General features: G+C 40.9%; 18 protein-coding genes. 11 read left to right on the forward strand and 7 right to left on the reverse strand.

From position 1 onward, the window contains the following. Positions 1-69: 69 nt before the first annotated feature. Both L1068_RS08720 and L1068_RS08725 read right to left on the reverse strand, forming a co-directional pair. The gene (locus L1068_RS08720; protein ID WP_237129943.1) at positions 70-1,302 is read right to left on the reverse strand and encodes an ammonium transporter; all 1,233 of its coding nucleotides are present in this window, start codon (positions 1,300-1,302) and stop codon (positions 70-72) included. A 10-nt stretch (positions 1,303-1,312) separates the two neighbouring features. Then, entirely contained in the window at positions 1,313-1,651 is a 339-nt protein-coding gene (locus L1068_RS08725) for a P-II family nitrogen regulator (protein WP_010561815.1), read from the reverse strand. Between the two features lie 295 nt (positions 1,652-1,946). On the opposite strand from L1068_RS08725, the gene L1068_RS08730 reads away from it, so the two are divergent. The 4 genes from L1068_RS08730 (at position 1,947) to L1068_RS08745 (ending at position 5,646) form a co-directional block, all read left to right on the forward strand. Next, positions 1,947-3,155 (forward strand): histidine kinase, encoded by a 1,209-nt coding sequence (locus tag L1068_RS08730; protein ID WP_237129944.1) that lies wholly within the window; start codon positions 1,947-1,949, stop codon positions 3,153-3,155. A gap of 18 nt (positions 3,156-3,173) precedes the next feature. Continuing rightward, on the forward strand, positions 3,174-4,277 hold the full coding sequence (locus tag L1068_RS08735) for a histidine kinase (protein ID WP_237129945.1): 1,104 nt from the start codon (positions 3,174-3,176) through the stop codon (positions 4,275-4,277). A 102-nt stretch (positions 4,278-4,379) separates the two neighbouring features. Next, positions 4,380-4,934 (forward strand): histidine kinase, encoded by a 555-nt coding sequence (locus tag L1068_RS08740; RefSeq protein WP_237129946.1) that lies wholly within the window; start codon positions 4,380-4,382, stop codon positions 4,932-4,934. Continuing rightward, the gene (locus L1068_RS08745) at positions 4,924-5,646 is read left to right on the forward strand and encodes a LytTR family DNA-binding domain-containing protein (protein WP_054980687.1); all 723 of its coding nucleotides are present in this window, start codon (positions 4,924-4,926) and stop codon (positions 5,644-5,646) included. Before L1068_RS08740 ends, L1068_RS08745 begins: the two co-directional genes overlap by 11 nt. Positions 5,647-5,730: 84 nt before the next feature. Here the strand turns inward: L1068_RS08745 and L1068_RS08750 are convergent, their stop codons facing one another. Beyond that, positions 5,731-6,963, reverse strand: coding sequence for a diguanylate cyclase (locus tag L1068_RS08750; protein ID WP_237129947.1), 1,233 nt, complete (start codon positions 6,961-6,963; stop codon positions 5,731-5,733). Positions 6,964-7,084: 121 nt separating this feature from the next. Further along, entirely contained in the window at positions 7,085-7,864 is a 780-nt protein-coding gene (locus L1068_RS08755; protein ID WP_010561821.1) for a DUF2189 domain-containing protein, read from the reverse strand. Between the two features lie 321 nt (positions 7,865-8,185). Here L1068_RS08755 and L1068_RS08760 point away from each other — a divergent pair, with 321 nt between their 5' ends. The 5 genes from L1068_RS08760 to serA all read left to right on the forward strand — a co-directional run bounded on the left by L1068_RS08760 (position 8,186) and on the right by serA (position 12,873). Continuing rightward, positions 8,186-9,685 (forward strand): carboxypeptidase, encoded by a 1,500-nt coding sequence (locus L1068_RS08760; RefSeq protein ID WP_237129948.1) that lies wholly within the window; start codon positions 8,186-8,188, stop codon positions 9,683-9,685. Between the two features lie 96 nt (positions 9,686-9,781). After that, positions 9,782-10,306 (forward strand): hypothetical protein, encoded by a 525-nt coding sequence (locus L1068_RS08765; RefSeq protein ID WP_237129949.1) that lies wholly within the window; start codon positions 9,782-9,784, stop codon positions 10,304-10,306. Positions 10,307-10,321: 15 nt separating this feature from the next. Next, positions 10,322-10,903: a 5-formyltetrahydrofolate cyclo-ligase gene (locus L1068_RS08770; protein ID WP_237129950.1), complete on the forward strand. Its 582-nt coding sequence runs from the start codon at positions 10,322-10,324 to the stop codon at positions 10,901-10,903. 68 nt (positions 10,904-10,971) lie between these two features. Next, positions 10,972-11,628, forward strand: coding sequence for a ribose-5-phosphate isomerase RpiA (gene rpiA, locus L1068_RS08775; protein ID WP_237129951.1), 657 nt, complete (start codon positions 10,972-10,974; stop codon positions 11,626-11,628). A gap of 15 nt (positions 11,629-11,643) precedes the next feature. Continuing rightward, the gene (serA, locus tag L1068_RS08780) at positions 11,644-12,873 is read left to right on the forward strand and encodes a phosphoglycerate dehydrogenase (protein WP_237129952.1); all 1,230 of its coding nucleotides are present in this window, start codon (positions 11,644-11,646) and stop codon (positions 12,871-12,873) included. Positions 12,874-12,951: 78 nt separating this feature from the next. On the opposite strand, the gene radA is transcribed toward serA, so the two are convergent. Then, a complete protein-coding gene (gene radA / locus L1068_RS08785) occupies positions 12,952-14,325 on the reverse strand; it encodes a DNA repair protein RadA (RefSeq protein WP_237129953.1) in 1,374 nt (457 codons plus the stop codon). Positions 14,326-14,530: 205 nt separating this feature from the next. Between radA and L1068_RS08790 the strand changes: the two genes are divergently transcribed. Then, positions 14,531-17,062 carry a PilZ domain-containing protein gene (locus L1068_RS08790; RefSeq protein WP_237129954.1) on the forward strand — a complete coding sequence of 844 codons (2,532 nt, stop codon included), beginning with the start codon at positions 14,531-14,533 and terminating at the stop codon, positions 17,060-17,062. A 381-nt stretch (positions 17,063-17,443) separates the two neighbouring features. Here L1068_RS08790 and serB read toward each other — a convergent pair whose 3' ends face one another. Continuing rightward, complete coding sequence (gene serB / locus L1068_RS08795; RefSeq protein ID WP_237129991.1) at positions 17,444-18,415, reverse strand: phosphoserine phosphatase SerB; 972 nt, start codon at positions 18,413-18,415, stop codon at positions 17,444-17,446. Between the two features lie 83 nt (positions 18,416-18,498). Between serB and L1068_RS08800 the strand changes: the two genes are divergently transcribed. Next, entirely contained in the window at positions 18,499-19,116 is a 618-nt protein-coding gene (locus L1068_RS08800; RefSeq protein WP_237129955.1) for an AhpA/YtjB family protein, read from the forward strand. Here the strand turns inward: L1068_RS08800 and L1068_RS08805 are convergent. After that, positions 19,083-19,862 carry a TatD family hydrolase gene (locus L1068_RS08805; RefSeq protein WP_237129956.1) on the reverse strand — a complete coding sequence of 260 codons (780 nt, stop codon included), beginning with the start codon at positions 19,860-19,862 and terminating at the stop codon, positions 19,083-19,085. The genes L1068_RS08800 and L1068_RS08805 overlap by 34 nt on opposite strands.

The raw sequence follows: 19,862 nt of genomic DNA on the forward strand, positions 1-19,862 counted from the left end.
AAATAAAAAAGCCCAACGCCATAAGGCATTGGGCTTTCACATATTTACAACTTAAACCAAACTAGCTGGTTAGATATTACCTCGTACGGTAACAAACTCAGGGTACGCATCTACACCACAATCGTGTTGGTCCATACCGTTGATTTCTTCTTCTTCGCCAACACGAATACCCATAGTTTTCTTAAGTACCGCCCAAACAATAAATGAGCTTACAAACACAAAGACAAAGATTACTACCGCACCAATTAACTGATTTACAAAAGTCGCATCACTATTTGATAACGGCACTAACATAAGGCCTAAGAAGCCGCATACACCGTGAACTGAAATCGCACCTACTGGGTCATCAATTTTTGCTTTATCTAACGCCACAATGCTGAACACAACTAAGCTGCCACCTAGCGCGCCGCCCAGAACCGCGAGTAACGGGCTTGGCGATGCAGGTTCTGCGGTAATTACAACAAGACCTGCAAGTGCGCCATTCAATACCATAGTTAAATCAGCTTTACGCCATAACACTTTACAAAGTAATAGTGCTGAAATTGCACCAGCAGCCGCTGCCGCGTTCGTGTTAAGTAAGATTTGACTCACTGCTGTGGCATTTTCTTTGTCTGATAGCAGCAATTGCGAACCACCATTAAAACCAAACCAACCCATCCAAAGAATAAATGTACCCAGTGTTGCAAGCGGCAAATTAGAGCCCGGAATTGGGTAGATTTCACCATTTTTACCATACTTTCCTTTACGTGCTCCCAGTAATAATACACCAGCAAGCGCAGCCGCTGCCCCCGCCATATGTACGATACCTGAACCTGCAAAATCAACAAATCCCATCTCTGATAAGAAGCCACCGCCCCAAGTCCAGTAACCTTCTAATGGGTATATAAAACCAGTTAACACCACACAAAAAACAAGGAAAGACCATAACTTCATGCGCTCAGCAACTGCACCTGAAACAATCGACATTGCCGTTGCAACAAACACAACTTGGAAGAAAAAGTCTGATTGCAATGCATGGTCAGCATCTGCCGCTTCAGTACCAATCAGCATGCCCAATGACGGTAAAAAACCACCCTCGGCATTATCAACATACATAATGTTGTAACCAACAATCAGATAAACCGTACATGCAATCGCGTAAAGCGCGACGTTTTTCGTTAAAATTTCAGTGGTGTTTTTAGAACGTACTAGGCCCGCTTCTAACATTGCGAAACCTGCAGCCATCCACATTACTAAGATGCCAGACATTAAAAAGTAAAATGTGTCGAGCGCAAACTTTAATTCAACTACTGTATTTTCCATGACATTCCCCTTAAATTGCCGCTTCGTCTAACTCGCCCGTACGAATACGAACAATTTGCTCTAGGTCATAGACAAAAATTTTGCCGTCACCGATTTTGCCGGTTTGTGCCACATTGGTAATTGCCTCAACCACTCGGTCAACATTGTCACTTTGCGTTGCAATTTCGACTTTAATTTTTGGAATAAAATCAACTTGGTACTCTGCGCCTCGATATAGCTCAGTGTGCCCGCGTTGACGTCCAAAACCTTTTACATCGACTACTGTCATGCCCTCAATGCCAAGATCTGACATCGCTTCTCTAACATCATCAAGCTTAAACGGCTTAATAATGGCGCTGATCATTTTCATAACGTGTACCTGTTGTTGTTTTTTATTTGTACTTACTAAATCCAACCTTTATGCCAATAATATTTTTTTATCTAATTCATAAAGTTATGTAATTTACAATGTGTTACAACAAAGTTAACGCACCACAAAGGTGCAGCAATTGTGGGTTTGTGAACGTTTTGGTGCAAAAAATGAAACAGCAAAAACTTGCTTTGGTGACCATTTTTGACACAATATGCTATGTCTGAGTTAGCTGTTATGCTGAGCCGTACTAACTCAATGGAATAAAAAACAATAACAAAGGATATATAAGCAAATGGCTTATTGGGTTATCCAAGCTTTAATTGCTCTCATATTATTATTTGGCGGACTGTCAAATATAGACACTGACAAGGAAATGCATGGCCTTGCAAACGTGTTTGCGTATGCTGGCATACGCACTTTAAGCTTCTTTCTTATTACTCACTTTTTAATTCGCGCCCCTATTAATTTCTTACGCAACAAAGAAGCAGGGTTTATGAAAGTGCTCCTCTGTGGCTTGGTCTTTGTTACTGTCGGCTCATTTATAGGCAAAAGTATCCGCGATATAAGCAGAGACATGTTTGTGCCTATTGCTAACGAAATTACCTATTATCGAGCAAACCCCGATAAAGATCCGCTTAATCAGGTTAAAACAAACAGCGAAGTTGAAAAAAACACAGACACTCAAGATGAAACATCAACTAATGCGACAGCTAAATCTGAATTTAAAAGAGGTTTTAAAGAAGGGTTTGACAAAGCACATATAAAAGCGCGAGAGGAACTTGAGAAGATTCATAATGGAGATCAAGAAGCGATTGAACGTGCCTCTTCGAAACGATTAAAGTCTCAATTCGGTGCATTTCTTTTTTGGTTGTTTTGCTACCTCCCCTTATCAGCTTTAAAACGCCGCTTTCAAGTTAAAACACAACTTAAGCAAAGCCAGATTGCATTATTAATGAGTCAGCTTAATCCGCATTTTTTGTTTAATTCATTAAACAGTATTCGCGGTATGATTTTCGAAGATAAACAGCTTGCTAAAGAGTTAATCGATAAACTAAATGAGCTTTTTCGCTACAACTTAACAGCCAATAAGCACCCCACGGTAAAATTAAAAGAAGAATTACGCATTTGTGAATTCTATCTTGATATTGAGCATATTCGCCTTGAAGAGCGTTTGTTAATTGAAATGCATGTAGATGAAACCTGCTTAAATATTAAAGTCCCTACTATGGGTATTCTTACATTAATTGAAAACTCAATTAAACACGGCATTGCGCCAAGGCAAGATCAAAGCCTGCTGATTGTTGATATTGCTAAACAAAAGAATCAACTCGTGGTAACAGTAAGTAATCCAATTTATACAGGCACCTATAAAGTCGAAAGCACAGGTACAGGGCAAGAAAACTTAATTAAACGCTTGCAGCTAATGTATAACGAAAATGCCTCGTTAAACGCTGAGTTTAAAGACGATAAATATATCGCATGTTTAACATTGCCAATTTAAAAAGGTCAAAATCCGGTTATGAATTTCAGTTACATTCGAAATACCAGTCCTAATTATTGGCGATACCAAGGGCCGATCTTATTTATTTCATTCTTAGTCAGTTACCTGGGAATTTGGGGTGTTTTTCACGAACCTGACGCTAAAACAATGCCAATCATTCAACTTGGTTGGTACGGCGCACTGGTACTCACCACTTACCAGCTAATAATGATATTTGCGGCATTTCATATCGTGCTGCGCGGCATTTATAAACACTATAAAACCTATGCTAAAACTAAGTGGAAACTGTTTTTACTGCTATTAGCGAGTTCCACCATCACCTCATTAGTGATTATTGGTTTAGATTGTTTACCTATATTTCTCGCACTAGTACCTTACTCTCTTGAAGAGTACTTAAACAGTATTATGCATTTGGACGGCTTAGGCGAGTCACTCGTAGCCTATATTATTTATTATATTGTGTTTAATTTAGTGTGGGGCTACTGTTACGTACTCGCAGCTAGCATTTCAAATTATAAACAGCTCGCACTATTACTTAAAAAGCAAAAACTACAAATTTTAACCAACCGTGTTAACCCTGAGTTTTTATTCGATACCATGGAGGCTATTAAACATCAAATTGATATTGATGAAGAAAAAGCAGCGGATCTTGTAACCAAAGCATCAGACCTTTTTCGCTACAACTTGATGTCGAGTAAAACAGCCGACGCAAAACTCAGTGATGAACTGACCAGTTTGACCAATTACCTAGAATTACTTGAAGAACAAAAACGTGCGCCAAGTAGCTACAGCTTAAAGCTTCATGATGCTGATATATCACCTAATATCCCAAGTATGTCGCTTATTTTTATCTGTTCGTTTTTACTCAATACTGCGCGTAACCGCGACGGCGAACTGACGATAGCAAGCTTTATAAAACACCAAAAATATCATATCGAAATTGCGCATCAAAGCCACGGTAAGTTCTTTTTAGATACTGAACATTTCGATAATGTAAAAAGCCGTTTAGAGCACCAGTATAGTAACGATGCCAGCATCGTTTTAGTTAAAAGCGGTAAGCGCAGAAAAGTAGTGATTGAACTGCCAATTGACTGGCAACAACAGCTAGAAAAAACAGCCTAACCATTCATCTCACTTTTTTGCCGTTTATCATTTTAATTGGCGAGATAATTTTAAAATCGATAGACTCAGAATAGTCTGTCAAAAAAGAGACTTTCTTTTTATATGTTTGAAAAAAATGCGGAAGCACCATTAAATCCACACTTCTTGTTTAATAGCATGAATGCTATCCGCTATATGATTTTCGAAAATCAAGATTTAGCGAGCGACTTACTTGGCAAACTTGCCGAGTTAATTCGCTATCAACTAAACGACGGTGTAGGTAATACCAGCGTTAGCGACGACTTAACTCAATTAGCACACTTGCTTGATTTAGAAGCGCTACGCCTTGAAGAACGAATTACAATAACAAAACAGTTCACTAAGCTTTCAAGCCCATATCCACTAGCATGCTCTTTACTACTGCCTGTAGTTGAGTATGTATTTATCAAAAAAGATATTTACAGCGTTAGCCACAATGAACTACTCGTAAGCACCAATGAAACTGGCGGTGCACTTACTTTTACACTTAAATTAACGCAAACACCAAAAATAAAGTCAGGTGACTTGCCATTAAACGAGCTTATTGCGAAGCTCGGCCTTGGTAATGTTTGCAATGCAACACAAACCTGTGATGCGACCACTTACACGATGGAGTTAACTTTTAACAATGAGTATTAGAATAATAATTGTTGATGACGAACGTCTTGCTCGCAGTGAATTAAAGCGCCTACTATCAAAACATAGCCAAATTGAAATTGTCGATGAGGCTAAAAATGCCGAAGAAGCGAGTGAAAAAATCGCTGAACATAAGCCGGATGCAATCTTCCTAGATATTCATATGCCTGGCGCAACCGGTTTAGAGCTTGCAGAATCGCTCGGTGATGATGTGAATATTATCTTCTGTACTGCTTACGACCAGTTTGCCGTGGAAGCGTTTTCACTAAATGCGATGGACTATCTTGTAAAACCAGTAAATCCTGCTCGACTAGCCGAAAGCATTGAGAAGTTAGAAAAGCGCCTCGAGCAAAGTGCTTCTGAAAGTGGCCTACCTGATGACCACAAACTTATGGTGAAGTACGGCGAAACCATGCGCATTATTGAGCTGAAAGAAATCATTCGTTTTGAGTCAATAGGTAATCATGCAGCAATTTATACACCGCACGGTAAAGCGTACTTACACAGCTCGCTCAACAAGATCGAAGCAAAATTAGACGAAAGACATTATTTCCGTGCCAGTCGTTCAGACATTATTCGCCTAGATGCAATTGAAAGTATGGAACAGGCAATTAGCTATGGCTTAACAGCGACGCTAAGTAATGGTCAAACGGTTGAAATCTCGCGCAGACAAGCAACGAAATTAAGACAGCTACTTGAATTTACGCAGCTGTAAAAGATTTCAGCTTTCAGCTTTCAGCAAAATTAAAAGCTAAGAGTGTCGATTCAGCACTCTTAGCTTTACGCTTAAAACGTTTCTTTATTGGTGAATAACCACCTGATTTCGGCCACCACCTTTCGCATCATAAAGTGCCACATCGGCGCGATTAATAAGCTCAGACAGTTCTTCATCTTGCTGTAATTGAGCAACACCTGCACTGATAGACAAACTAATAAACTGCCCCGCCGCTTCAACCTGCATATTTGTTAATGAAAAACGCAATTCGTCAAGTTTTTCAAATGCTGCATCCTGATCTTCACCACTAAACAACACGGCAAATTCTTCCCCACCAAGACGTGCCATCAGCGCATCACCAAATTGCTCTGTTAACTTATTTGATAAAAAGCTCAACACTTCATCACCAGCTTGGTGTCCATAAGTATCGTTTATTTGCTTGAAGTGATCGATATCAATTACAGCAATACTTAATAACGATTGTTCAGTGATGATTTTCTCTGACGCTTTATAGAAATAACGACGATTATAAAGCCCTGTAAGGTAGTCTTTGTTCGCTGAATCTTTAATGGTCTCTATCAGATTGAGCTGCTCCATGGTCATCATTACACGACAATGGAACTCTTCTGGTGCGAACGGTTTTGTTAAAAAATCATTTGCGCCATGCTTAATAAACTTGGCTGATAAACTTTGACTACCAGAACCTGAAATACCAATAATACCTAAACTATCACGGCCTCGTTTTGAACGAATGCTTTTTACTAATTCAAAACCATCTTTCTTCGGCATTGCATAGTCTGTGAGTAGTAACTTAATACTCTCATCAGCTAATAGCTTTTGATACGCTTGTTCACCATCTTCAGCCTCTTCAACATGGTACAATAATCGCTCTAAGTTTTGTCGCATCATAGTACGACTCGTTTGCGAATCATCGGCAACCAATACTTTAGTTCCTTGATTGCCTAATAACTGTGCCAACTGCTTTACAGCATAAATATAAGAATCACGGTTTTCTTTTAATACGTAATCCACCACGCCCATTTCAAGCATTTGCTGACGCTTAAACTCATCAATACTGCCAGTTAAAACAAGCGTTGGAATACCACAACGCAAGGTCAGCGTTGCTACTTCACCATTGCTCGCATCAGGTAAATTTAAATCCACCAGCGCTAAGGTATACTTGTTATTTTTCATGAGCCCAGCCGACTCTCTCAGCGATGCGGCAAAATCAACGGGAACAGATAAATACTGCGCGACTAGATGGCGCAATACTTGTTGCACCATTTTGCTATCTTCAACGATCAGAATTCGTTGCATTGTTACACTCCAACTAAGCTTTTCTTACCTGCACGCAGGCTTATTATTGTGGTCCTGTTATACCACATAACCATTAAAAAAAGGGAAACAAACGTTCCCCTTTTTAAATAACCAACCCTATTTACTCGTAACCGCGAGGGCCTTTGTGTTTTATGATGGCAATATATCCATGCCAGCTTGCATAGCTAAGCAGCGGCATTATTACAATAAACCCTGTTGCGCCAGTTAAAAAACCTAATGCCACCAAAGCAACAATACAAAACGCCCAAACAATCATTGCACCGATATTTTCTTTTACTGCATGTATCGACGACACCACAGCTGTCATAATATCGACTCGGCGTTCCATCATTATTTGCGGTGTAAACGCTGAAATAGCAAATACACTGCCGAGCATAACTGCACCAATTAACGACCCTAAGGTTAAAAAGGCCGAGAGCTCGTCAAATGTAGGGTTAACACTATTTGGATACAAAGCATGTACTAGAGCTGCTAAACGCATCCAAATAATCATAATCACCATTAACAGCACCGCAAAACCCCACTCGCCAACTGGGTTTCGAAACATTGACCTTAAACTATGGCTTAGTGTTGGTTTGTGCTGTTTTTCCAGTTCCCACGCAATATCGTATAAGCCAACAGCAAAAGCCGGCCCAATTAGGGCAAATGCCACGGTGGCGGGTAAAATTACAAGATGGGTACCTGATTGATAGACAAAATATAAAATCGCGACAGGAATAATACTAAACACAACACCATAAAATAGGCTCAAAATTGGCGCACTGGCCATATCTTTAAAACCAAGGGCAAGCCAATGCAGAGGGGCAAATAGTCCAACCTTATTGCACTCTAAACATCTGGCAAAAGTCGCATGCTTATCTGCTACTGGAGTTTGAGGCATAACTTTCTCCTTAATTGAATCAGTTAGCGGTTACAATATCGCTCATAGTTACTGTACGTATCGATACAAACAATGGGTTTGTTTTTTTGCTTTAACTATTTAGTAGCGTTTTAAATACCAAGCTTATTGCGCTGTAAAAACTGCTTATAAGTAAAAAGTCAAAGTGCATCATTGTTTTATATCCGTCATTAATCAGTATAGGGTAGATTTAGTAATTCAACGAAAAAATGCCTATATTGGTCTCACTCTCTTTGACCGCACAAGTAAAAATTAAGTAGTCTGCTTGCTAACCAAATCCACATGTTTAACAACAAGGCCAACATGAAAATGCTTATTCAGTTAGTCGTTTTTTCAGCGTTTGTGATATCAAACCAATCACAAGCCACTGATAGAAAAATAACAATCGATAGTAAACAAACCTCTAATCACCAAGTAAAAATCTTAGGTAATAAGGTTAAGTACAGTGCAACAATTGGCACGCAACCGGTGTGGGATGAGCAAGGTAACGCGATTGCCAGTTTGCATTACACGTATTATCAAAAGTCAGGTGTGAAAGACTATGGCAAACGCCCATTACTGATTTCGTTTAATGGTGGGCCAGGTTCAGCTTCTGTTTGGATGCACCTTGCTTACACAGGCCCTAAAATCTTAAATATTGATGACGAAGGCTACCCAGTTCAACCTTATGGCGTTAAAAGTAACCCTTACTCTGTGCTTGATGTCGCTGATATTGTCTACGTTAACCCAGTAAACACAGGTTACTCGCGCGTTCTTGAAAATGACAAAGGTGAACTGCCAAGTAAAGATAAACAAAAAGCGTTATTTTTTGGTGTTAATGCCGATATTAAATACCTAGCGGATTGGATTAATACCTTTGTAACACGTAACAATCGCTGGTTATCACCAAAGTTTCTAATTGGTGAAAGTTACGGTACAACACGTGTTTCTGGTCTTGCGCTTGAATTGCAAAATCGCCAATGGATGTACCTAAATGGCGTAATATTAGTATCACCTACTGAAATTGGCATTAAACGCGAAGGCCCAGTTGAAGCCGCTAATCGCATTCCTTACTTTGCCGCAACGGCTTGGTATCACAACAAGTTAGATGCGAAATACCAAAACATGCCACTAACAACGTTTTTAGCCGAAGTTGAAGACTTTACAATCAATAAAACAATTCCTGCAATCAGCAAAGGTGGCTTTATTAATATTGAAGAAAAACAAAAAATTGCCGCAACCATTGCTAAATACACAGCACTGAGCGAAACCTTCGTATTACGCAATAATCTTGATATTCCTAATGCCGCGTTTTGGAAAGAATTACTACGCGAAGACGGTTTTACTGTGGGTCGTTTAGATTCACGCTATAAAGGCATCGATAAGCGTGATGCAGGCAGTCGCCCTGATTATTGGGCTGAATTAACCTCATGGTTGCACTCATTCACACCGGCAATTAATTACTACCTACAACAAGAGCTCGGCTATAAAACAGATCTAAAATACAACATGTTTGGCTCAGTTCATCCGTGGGATCGCAGCAATAATAAAACTGGCGAGAATTTGCGCTTAGCAATGGCGCAAAACCCATATTTAAATGTAATGGTGCAATCGGGTTACTTTGATGGCGCAACAAATTACTTTGATGCCAAGTACACAATGTGGCAACTTGACCCAAGTGGTAAAATGCGTGAACGCTTGAGCTTTAAAGGCTACGAAAGCGGGCACATGATGTACCTTCGTCGCGCTGATTTAGAAACATCAAACCAAGATGTACGCGAGTTTATTTTAAACTCCCTGCCATCAGGTCCAGCTAAGTACTAATCACATTAAAAAGCAGCAATTCTTGCTGCTTTTTAACTTTGCAAAAAAGCTTTTAACAACTATATACTTAGCAAAACAAATAATTTTGCTAAGTATATGAGCTATCGCATTCAATTCGCCCAACTAAGTAACAATGTCACCACTGAACAGGCGAAAACAATCTTAACAACAAAATTAAAACTGTCTGATGCAAAAGCTACACAGTTTCTTGCGGGCAAGCTCATTTTTAGTCCTATCTCGCAAGACAAAGCAATAAAACAGCAAAAAACTTTCTCTGCGCTCGGCATTAAAATCAAAATAGTTAATGCAAACAAAGCGCAAACACAAGAACCTGAGCACGATGTCGACCAGCGCATTTTGGCTGCGCTTGACTATATAACCACATCAATTATTCGCCTTGAAGAAAAAGTCGATGATTTAGCTCGCCTGCAACAAGAGCAAAATGGCGAAACCGACTTAGAGCTCGAAAACAATAGTTGGGGCGAAGAGCTTGAGTTTGATGAAACCGTTGAATCAAGTAACAAACCAAAAAATATCAACTGGCTGTTCTTTGCTTTAATTGCCATTTTGCTGTCTTTACTCGGTGTTATTGTCGCATTTCCTAATCTACTGCCCTTTTAATATTTAAATATTGCTATGGAACGTCAAAATATTCGCAAGTTAATGCGAGAACGTCGCGCTCAACTTTCAGAAATTGAACAACTTGAAGCCGCGAAAAAAATTAACGTGAACATTTTTCAACACTTTAAAAACGCCAGCATACGTCGAGTTGGGATCTACTTATCAAACGACTGCGAAATTGATACTTCATTGATAATTGAGGAATTATGGCGTAAAAGCATCGAAGTTTACCTGCCTGTGCTACACCCCTTTTGCCACGGTTACTTACTCTTTCAAAGGTATGAGAAAAATTCACCCATGACGCCAAATCGCTATGGTATCTTGGAACCCAAGTTAAATTGTAGTCAGGTTTGTTTGGTTGAAGACTTAGATGTGCTTTGCACACCACTTGTCGCTTTTGACCAACAAGGTAACCGCCTTGGTATGGGTGGCGGCTATTATGATCGTACGCTCGCTAAATATTATCGCGAACAACGTACTAAGCCCGAAATTGTCGGCCTTGCTCATGATTGCCAACACATTGACCAATTACCGATTGAAAGTTGGGATGTACCACTTAAAACCATAGTAACGCCAAAAAAGTGTTATTTATGGTAAGCATGTAAGGTGCAACTAGGTATAATACTTACAACTCTAAAATCCGTTCAAAAATTAGGCCTTTACCTATGACTCAAGATGAAATGAAAAAAGCAGCTGCATGGGCTGCACTCGAATACGTTGAAAAAGACAGCATTGTTGGTGTTGGAACAGGTTCAACGGTAAACCATTTTATTGATGCACTCGCGACGATGAAAGATGATATCCGCGGTGCCGTTTCGAGTTCTGAAGCCTCAACAGAAAAGCTAAAAGCGCTTGGTATTGAGATTTTCGAACTCAATGACGTTGATAGCTTAAGTGTGTATGTTGATGGCGCAGATGAAATCAACAAGCTTAATGAAATGATCAAAGGTGGTGGTGCAGCGCTGACTCGTGAAAAAATCGTGGCAGCAGTCGCTAAACAATTTGTTTGTATTGTTGATGAGACAAAGCTTGTCGATGTTCTTGGCAACTTCCCATTACCAGTTGAAGTGATTCCAATGGCGCGCAGTTATGTGGCTCGCGAATTAGTAGAACTTGGCGGTGACCCAGTTTACCGTGAGGGAGTTGTAACGGATAACGGCAACGTCATTTTAGATGTGCACAATATGCATATCGACAATGCAAAACAGCTTGAAGAAAAAATAAATCAAATTGTTGGTGTAGTAACCAACGGTTTATTTGCCCATCGCGGCGCAAACACAGTGATTGTAGGCACTCCACAAGGTCCTAAAACGCTGAAGTAATATTTAGGAAAGGTTATGAGCAAGGTATCGTTAGCAAAAGACAAAATTAAAATTTTACTGCTTGAAGGCGTGCATCAAAGTGCCGTTGAAACACTTAAGCGTAATGGTTACACCAACATTGATTATGTTAAAACGTCCTTGCCTGAACCAGAACTCATTGAGCGTTTGCGCGATGCCCATTTTGTTGGCATTCGCTCTCGCACACACCTTACAGAAGCTGTACTTGAACAAGCGGATAAGCTTGTTGCCATCGGCTGCTTTTGTATTGGTACAAACCAAGTTTCACTTGATGCGGCACAAAAATTTGGTATTCCAGTTTTCAATGCCCCGTTCTCAAATACACGTTCAGTAGCAGAACTAGTATTAGGTGAAATCCTATTGCTATTACGCGGTATTCCTGAGAAGAACGCAAAAGCACATCGCGGTGAATGGCAAAAATCGGCTGCAGGTTCATTTGAAGCGCGTGGTAAAACTTTAGGTATTATCGGTTACGGCCACATTGGTACACAGCTAAGCATTATGGCTGAAAACATCGGCATGAAAGTACAGTTCTTCGATATTGAAGATAAGTTGGTACTTGGTAATGCGACGCAAGTACAAAATTTAACACAGTTATTACAAACATCCGATGTAATCAGCTTACACGTACCAGAAACGGCACAAACCAAAAACCTAATTGGTGCTGCAGAACTAGAAGTTATGAAACAGGGCGCCATTTTAATCAACGCATCGCGCGGTACCGTTGTCGATATCGACGCACTAGCAAGTAGCTTACAAGAAAAGAAAATTTCAGGTGCTGCTATTGATGTTTTCCCTGTTGAGCCAAAAGGCAATAACGAAGAATTTGTATCGCCACTGCGTGAATTCGACAATGTAATTTTAACACCGCATATTGGTGGCTCAACCCAAGAAGCACAAGAAAATATTGGGGTAGAAGTTGCCGGAAAACTCGCTAAATATTCAGATAACGGGTCGACTGTTTCTGCAGTCAACTTCCCAGAAGTATCGCTACCTGAACTAGCAAAACGTAGCCGCTTATTGCACATACACCACAATCGCCCGGGTGTGCTTACGCAAATTAACCAAGCGTTTACCCAACACGGTATTAATATCGCAGCGCAATACCTGCAAACAAACGAAACCATTGGTTACGTGGTAATTGATGTAGAAACAGACCATTCAGAAGTGGCATTAAAAGAGCTACGTGCCATCGACGGTACAATTCGCGCACGTATCCTTCACTAATAGTCACTTTAAAACAGCACAAAAAAAAGCAGCGTTACGCTGCTTTTTTATATCTATAAATACACACATCAAAGTGAATTAAAACAGTGCTTCTAACGCTTGTGCTAGCGAACTCACACCTATCACTTCCATGCCTTCAATTTGCTCTTTAGGTTTATTGGCTATCGGTACAATAGCGCGTTTAAAGCCATGCTTTGCCGCTTCTTTTAATCGCTCAACACCACTTGGTACAGGGCGAATTTCACCGCCTAAGCCTACTTCACCAAACACCACTAATTCGCGCGCCAATGAAGCATTTTTAAAGCTTGAAACAAGCGCAGTAATAAGGGCTAAGTCGGCGCTGGTTTCAGTAACTTTTACACCACCCACCACGTTAACAAATACATCTTGATCAGATACTTGCAGGCCACCATGGCGGTGCAATACAGCCAATAACATCGCCAAGCGATTCTGTTCAAGACCAACGGTAACGCGCCTTGGGTTACCAAGCTGCGAATAATCTACCAATGCTTGCACCTCAACCAAAAGTGGTCGCGTGCCTTCCCAAATTACCATTACCAGTGAGCCTGGTGTTTGCTCGTCTGAACGGTTTAAGAAAATAGCCGATGGGTTACTAACTTCTTTTAAACCCTGCCCTGTCATGGCAAATACGCCTAATTCATTTACCGCACCAAAACGGTTTTTGTTGCCACGCAGCGTTCTAAAGCGGCTATCGCTGCTACCTTCAAGTAAAATAGAACAGTCAATACAATGCTCTAGTACTTTCGGACCAGCCAAAGAGCCATCTTTAGTAACATGACCAACCATAATAATCGCCACTTGGTTTTGCTTAGCAAAACGCGTTAAATAAGCAGCGCCTTCTCGTACTTGCGATACACTGCCCGGCGCCGACTGAATATCGGCCATATGCATTACCTGAATTGAGTCAATAACCATAATTTGCGGCTTTTCTCTAAGCGCTAATTGGCAAATAGTTTCAACGTTGGTTTCAGCGAGGGTTTTCAGTTTATCGGTGGGTAAACCAAGGCGTTTTGCGCGCATTGCTACCTGTTGCAGCGATTCTTCACCGGTTACATACAAGGTATTCATGTTTTGTGCGAGCAAACACATGGTTTGCAGTAGCAAGGTACTTTTACCGGCACCTGGAGAACCACCGATCAAAATTGCGCTACCCGGCACCACACCGCCACCCAGTACGCGGTCAAATTCAGTAAAACCTGTTGTAAAACGTGGCAACTGTTCAAGGTTAACCTCATCTAAGGTTTGCACCTTAGCTTCAATCGCGCCTGCATAACCGGCTGTTGCGCCGCCACTTCTTGGCGTTTGCTTAATGGATGGCACACGAAATTCAGTCACCGTATTCCACGCTTTACACTCACCACATTGACCTTGCCAACGGGCGAATTCTGCGCCACACTCACTGCAAACAAATGCAGTTTTATTTTTAGCCATAAAAACCGACTCTTATAAATTTGTACGCAATATGCACCTAACACTCGTTAAATCAATGTTTCTTGCTAGGATACTGGTATAGTAATTGCTTCAGTTAATAAATCACGCTTCACCGCTAAATGCGACAAGCTAAAATCAAAATTGTTTGATATCTTAACCTATTCAAGCAAGTAGAATAATAAAAATTAAGGAACAATCCGTTTTTATGGCTGAAGATGTATTGATAAAGTATCAATCGCTTATTGAAGATCTCAAGCGCGACTTGGGACGCCCTAATTTTGACGCGATTTTTACTAAAAAAACCAAAACATTAAGCAGTTCGGAACGGTTCCTTATAAAAATGGAAATGAACCGTTTGCTTCAGCCAATTAATCGCTTTATTGATTTACGCGGTCAAGTAACCGGTGATGTGCGCGCCTACAGCTATAACGGTAAGCAGCACTTTATGGATGAAATTGCCATCAATGTATTTGAGGCAGGAATTCGCCGCTATAAACGTTACACTCTTGCCGTTTATGAAGCGGTAATGAACACCGAAAACAACCACAAAGTAATGCAGCGCAAAGCGCAAGAGCGTGGCGAACTTGCCCCTCAACCGGTTGGCAGTAGCGAGCAAAAAGAAGAAACGCCCGGCGTCAATTGGGTATCTTTTGCCTCATACGAGTCGCGTTCAGAAGAACGCATGAATTACTCAATTAAAGTAAAACTGTTTTTACCCTCAGGCAGCGAAATTGAAGCATCTACGTCGGATATTTCCGTCAGTGGTTGTAAAGTAAAACTCTATTCGCGCTACCAAGTACGTAAAGGCGAAGCCATTCGTATGCGCCTAATGGGTTTAGAGCAAGATTTTGAGTTAGGGCTCAAAAACGGTTTGGAATACGAAGTGGTTGCCGTAGAGTCGGTTAATGCAGAGCTGAATCATGTACGCATGAAACGCACCTTCAGCGATGACAATAAAACCATAGATGACTTTTTAAAAAGCTTTATTCACGGCAATAAGCGCCGTTATAAAGTGAATCTAGATAACACCCTTGATGCTGTTGTTGTAAAAGGTTATGAGCAATATTACTTGCCACGTGTTGCATCATTGTTTGTATTTTTAAGCGTAAAAGATGCCCGCGTTATTCCGAATATAGTGCTGTCTAACGAAAACAATTTAAATGTTGCACGCTATTTTAATGATGAAAACCGCAACTCAGTACTGCCACAAATATTAAACTCAGCCCGTATTAACCAATTACAAAACACGCCAGGTGATGTTAAGCAAATCAATTTATACTGCTTTACACATACTAATAACGGTAAGATTTTCTATTATTCAGCAAGCGAAACTGAGCTAAACAACACTCCGAATTTACGTGATTTATTTTGGGGCTTTGCCAGCCAAAAGCCGAGCTTTAGAGTGTTCAATGTACAGCTTATGCCGTGCTCAAGCGAAGATAGTTATATTCCTTTATCCTTGCCAGACAGCGCTAGCAGCGAAGTTGCTAAACTCAACAAGCCACCTTCTCCGCGTGTGCAAGGCATTGTAAAAGATACCAAGTATTTATTGTTGTTAACTGACATCACCAGTGCATCATCAAGTGATACGTTAAAGAAAATCACATTTGATAAAAGCCATGTTAATCACTTAAAACAATATGGTCATCAAAAACTGCGCAGCTACCCAGATGTTGAGTTTGTAGCACTTGATTATATTAACTTGCGCAACGAAACACGTTATTTATACAAAACCCCTATTCAATTAGAACAAGAAGAAAAAGGCGAGCTAACAGGTCACACATTGGATTTCTCGGTGAATGGCTTGCAGCTTGAACTTGCCGCCCCTACCAATTATGAAAAAGGCGATTTACTGCTGGTCGCGTTACCTGAATTGCAAAAGCTAACCAAGAAATACCAGCTGAGTAAATTACCCTATGAAGTAATGGCGGTTAGTAAAACCAAAACAGTTGTAAACTTACGCACCTATAAACCAACTACCGATATGGAGCATCAAGGCTCACGCTTTTTTAATCAGTTAATTGAAAACAATAAATCAAAGCTTGTTGCTTCAGAAGAGTCACCCAAAACGCCGGGGCTTTCGACCGCTCTGCGTAATATGGTGACGAAAAATGTCTGCCAGTTTCCGTTTTATTTGCACAAGCGTGGCTCTCAAATCAAAGTTGGCGCCATTGCAAAAGGCCTTTACCCAAGCAGCTGTCACTTATTGCTAAGTCATATGGCCAGCTTAACTAAGAACTTTGAGTTTAAGCATTTAATTAAGCATAACGCGTTTGATAATTTAATTGGCGCACCGCTTAAAGATATGGCGCGTCATGATGCGCCGCTGCAATTTGATTTATTTGTTCGCTTACAGCCAAAAGAGCGCGATCCTGATAAAGCACTGGTGACTGAATTACTTGACTGCAAACAAGTTAATAACCGTAAAACCTTTGTTGCGGCAAGTGTTAGAGAAGATCTGTTCTTTGCCTTTCGTTTATATATTTCGCGTACTGGCCGACCAGATACCGATTATATTGCCAAGGAGTTAGGTTATATCAGCCAATATGCGCAGCACAAAGCAAAAGATTTAGAAGAAGAATTGTGGTCGGTTATTGGTGTAGGTGATGCGCTTGATATCACACAGGAAGTATTAACCCGTTATGCCATTGCGCCAGACGTGCAAAGCAACCTTAATAAACGCAAAATGCTTTGGTCTAAAACAGCGCAATACCAATTAAGCAATTTATTTGAGTAATTAGGGTCTGTTGATCTTTGCTGTTCTATTTTTGTTCTGTTTGAGCGTGCTTTTATCGCGGCGCTCGATGTGTGGCCTAGTAATCTAAGCGAATATCGAGCAAAGCTTCCGCGTCCTGCTCACGCCCCTTACCTACATCCATGTAGGCAACAATGAGAAAAGTGCGCTCAAAAGAACCGTTCGGCAGCGCTTGATTGGCTTTTCTACTGTGTTATCGGCTGGCTCACATAGAATAACTATGCCACGCAGCCTCTGCCTTGTATAAAACCCAATCAAACTGCTGCAAAAACAAACTTGAAAGGTCAACAGACCCTAATAAAGCACTGCCTTTTTATCTTTAGCCTGAATTAGTAACACTAAATCAGGCCGTGTTTCGCTTACCTATTCAGGCAAACTAATAAAATATAGCACCTGCAACAAACTGCCAAAATTAACGGCCACATCTGCCGTCTCAGCAACAAGAGGCTTACCATGAACCGCAACCCCAAGGCCACTTGCCGCCATCATCACCAAGTCATTTGCACCATCGCCCATTGCCATCGTTTGTGACTTATCAATATTAAGCTCTTTAGCATATTGCGTTAAAAAACGTGCTTTTTCGTCGGCATCAACAATAGTGCCCAACACCTTACCGGTAAGCGCTTTGCCATTATCTTCTAAGGTATTAGCGTGAATCGCATCAAGTTCAAGTAATGTTTGCACGCGCTCAGCAAATGGAATAAAACCGCCTGATGCAATGGCAAGCGTCCATCCGTTCGCTTTTAAATGCTGACACAGTGCTTTTACGCCCGGCATTAACGGTAAATTATCTTTAAGCTCTGCCATTAACTCGAGCGACACACCTTCTAATTTTGCAACGCGTTTTCGCAGGCTTTCAGAGAAGGGTAATGCCCCTTGCATTGCTTGGCGAGTAACACTGGCAACTTCTTCATACACATTGGCTAAACGGGCAATTTCATCGATGCACTCAATTTGAATAGCGGTTGAGTCCATGTCCATGACTAACAAACCAGGTTGGTTTATTGTTGGTGCATTGGCAAATACATTAACTTCTAACGCTTGATTTGGCGCCAAAAAGTCATTCAGCTCCTTTTTTACAGCCGCGACATCTGCATTAACCTTTAAAGCCAACGCACTGGTTAAGTCTGGATGAGGTGCAATTTTTGTAACCGCTGCCACAGGCAACGCTGAAATCGAGGTTAATAACGCGTTGCTTGGTTCAAGCTGTGGCTGTAATGTAGAAAGCAAAACAAAACATGTTTCACTTGGCTCATACGGCTCTGCAACTGAATGCCATTTATTATTCTCTAAGTTTGAGAAAAACTGCTCAAACTCCGCCATACTTTCAAACATATGTGACACGCTCACTACTCGACTTATGTGTTGTTGCAATTTAACCAAGAAAAAAGCACACTGTCCAAAAGGCATTGAGCAAAATGAAAAAAAACCAAGACCGCAATCCGGCTTTCGCCTCAACATACCAAAGAATATCGCGCTTAATGATTGCTGCGGTATGCTTTATTGCGCTTACCCATATTGGTTTTAATACTAGCTTTAAAGGCCACCAAATCCTTAACAATCAAAGCCAAAAAACAGCGCAAGGGCTAGCCAAACAATTGGCATTAAGTTCACGATTTGCCATTAAAGATCAAGATACCCAAGCGTTAACGCGCCTAGTTAACAACTTTGCACAAGATGAATTTATTCAAACTGCCGCAGTGTTTGATAAGTTTGGTAATTTACTGTCGCAAAGCGATTTTGCCGCGTCTTATCAAGATTTATTAAAAACTCCAAATGCGCTACCTGGTTTATCTAAACTAGCGACACCGATTATTGATGATGTGTTTGTTGAGGGTGAGCGTGTCGGTTTTGTTAGACTTACCTATACTTTCCCAGCCGCTATTCGCGACGGTCATGATTATCTGCATGAAGTAAGCAAGCAAATTGCCCTTATGTTGATTTTAAGTGTGGTGTTAACTTGGGTTTTAGCGCGTAAAATAAAGCGCTGGCAGGTTAAACGCTATATTCGCAATACTGAGCAAGACGAAGAGTAAAGTTGCTCGGCAAGCATTATTCGGGCGCTTTGCGTCTCGATACCTTTTAATTCACACAACTCATCAAATACGCGCGTTACCTGCGACGGCGTATTGCGCTCACCTTGAAAGCCATATAGCGGCATTGAAGGTGCGTCGGTTTCTAGCACTAAGTTTTCAATCGGCATACTGGCAATCACATCGCGTGTTTTTTGTGCTCGAGCGTACGTAATTGTGCCGCCTACGCCTAACTTAAAGCCTTGTTCAACATAGTAATTAGCCACCTGCGTAGAACCACTAAATGCATGAATAATACCGCCACATTTTGGTTTTAGTGTTTTAAACGCTTCGGCAATTAAATCATGACTTTTACGATGATGCACCACCAGCGGTAATGACAACTGATTAGCAAGCTCAATATGCTGCAGAAAAAGTTGCTGTTGGTAATCGAGCTTGTCGATACTGCGGTCGATACCGCACTCGCCGATTGCCACCAATGAGTCGCGATGACTTTTAGCAAGCGTTGCAAGGCGCTCGAAATCGCCCTGTTGATGCTCACTTAAAAAATATGGGTGTAACCCAAGAGCTTTGTAAAACGTAATGCCTTGGGTATTTTCAAGGGAAAGTAGTTTAGCGCTTTGTGCAAGCGTTACCCCCGGCACCAACATGTGCGACACATTAAAGTGCGCCGCATTTGCTAATACCTTGTCACGGTCATTTCCAAACTCATCAAAATCGATATGACAGTGTGTATCAAAAAACGCCAT

The organism is Pseudoalteromonas sp. MMG024, assembly GCF_021654175.1.
In the GTDB taxonomy this organism is placed as follows: domain Bacteria; phylum Pseudomonadota; class Gammaproteobacteria; order Enterobacterales; family Alteromonadaceae; genus Pseudoalteromonas.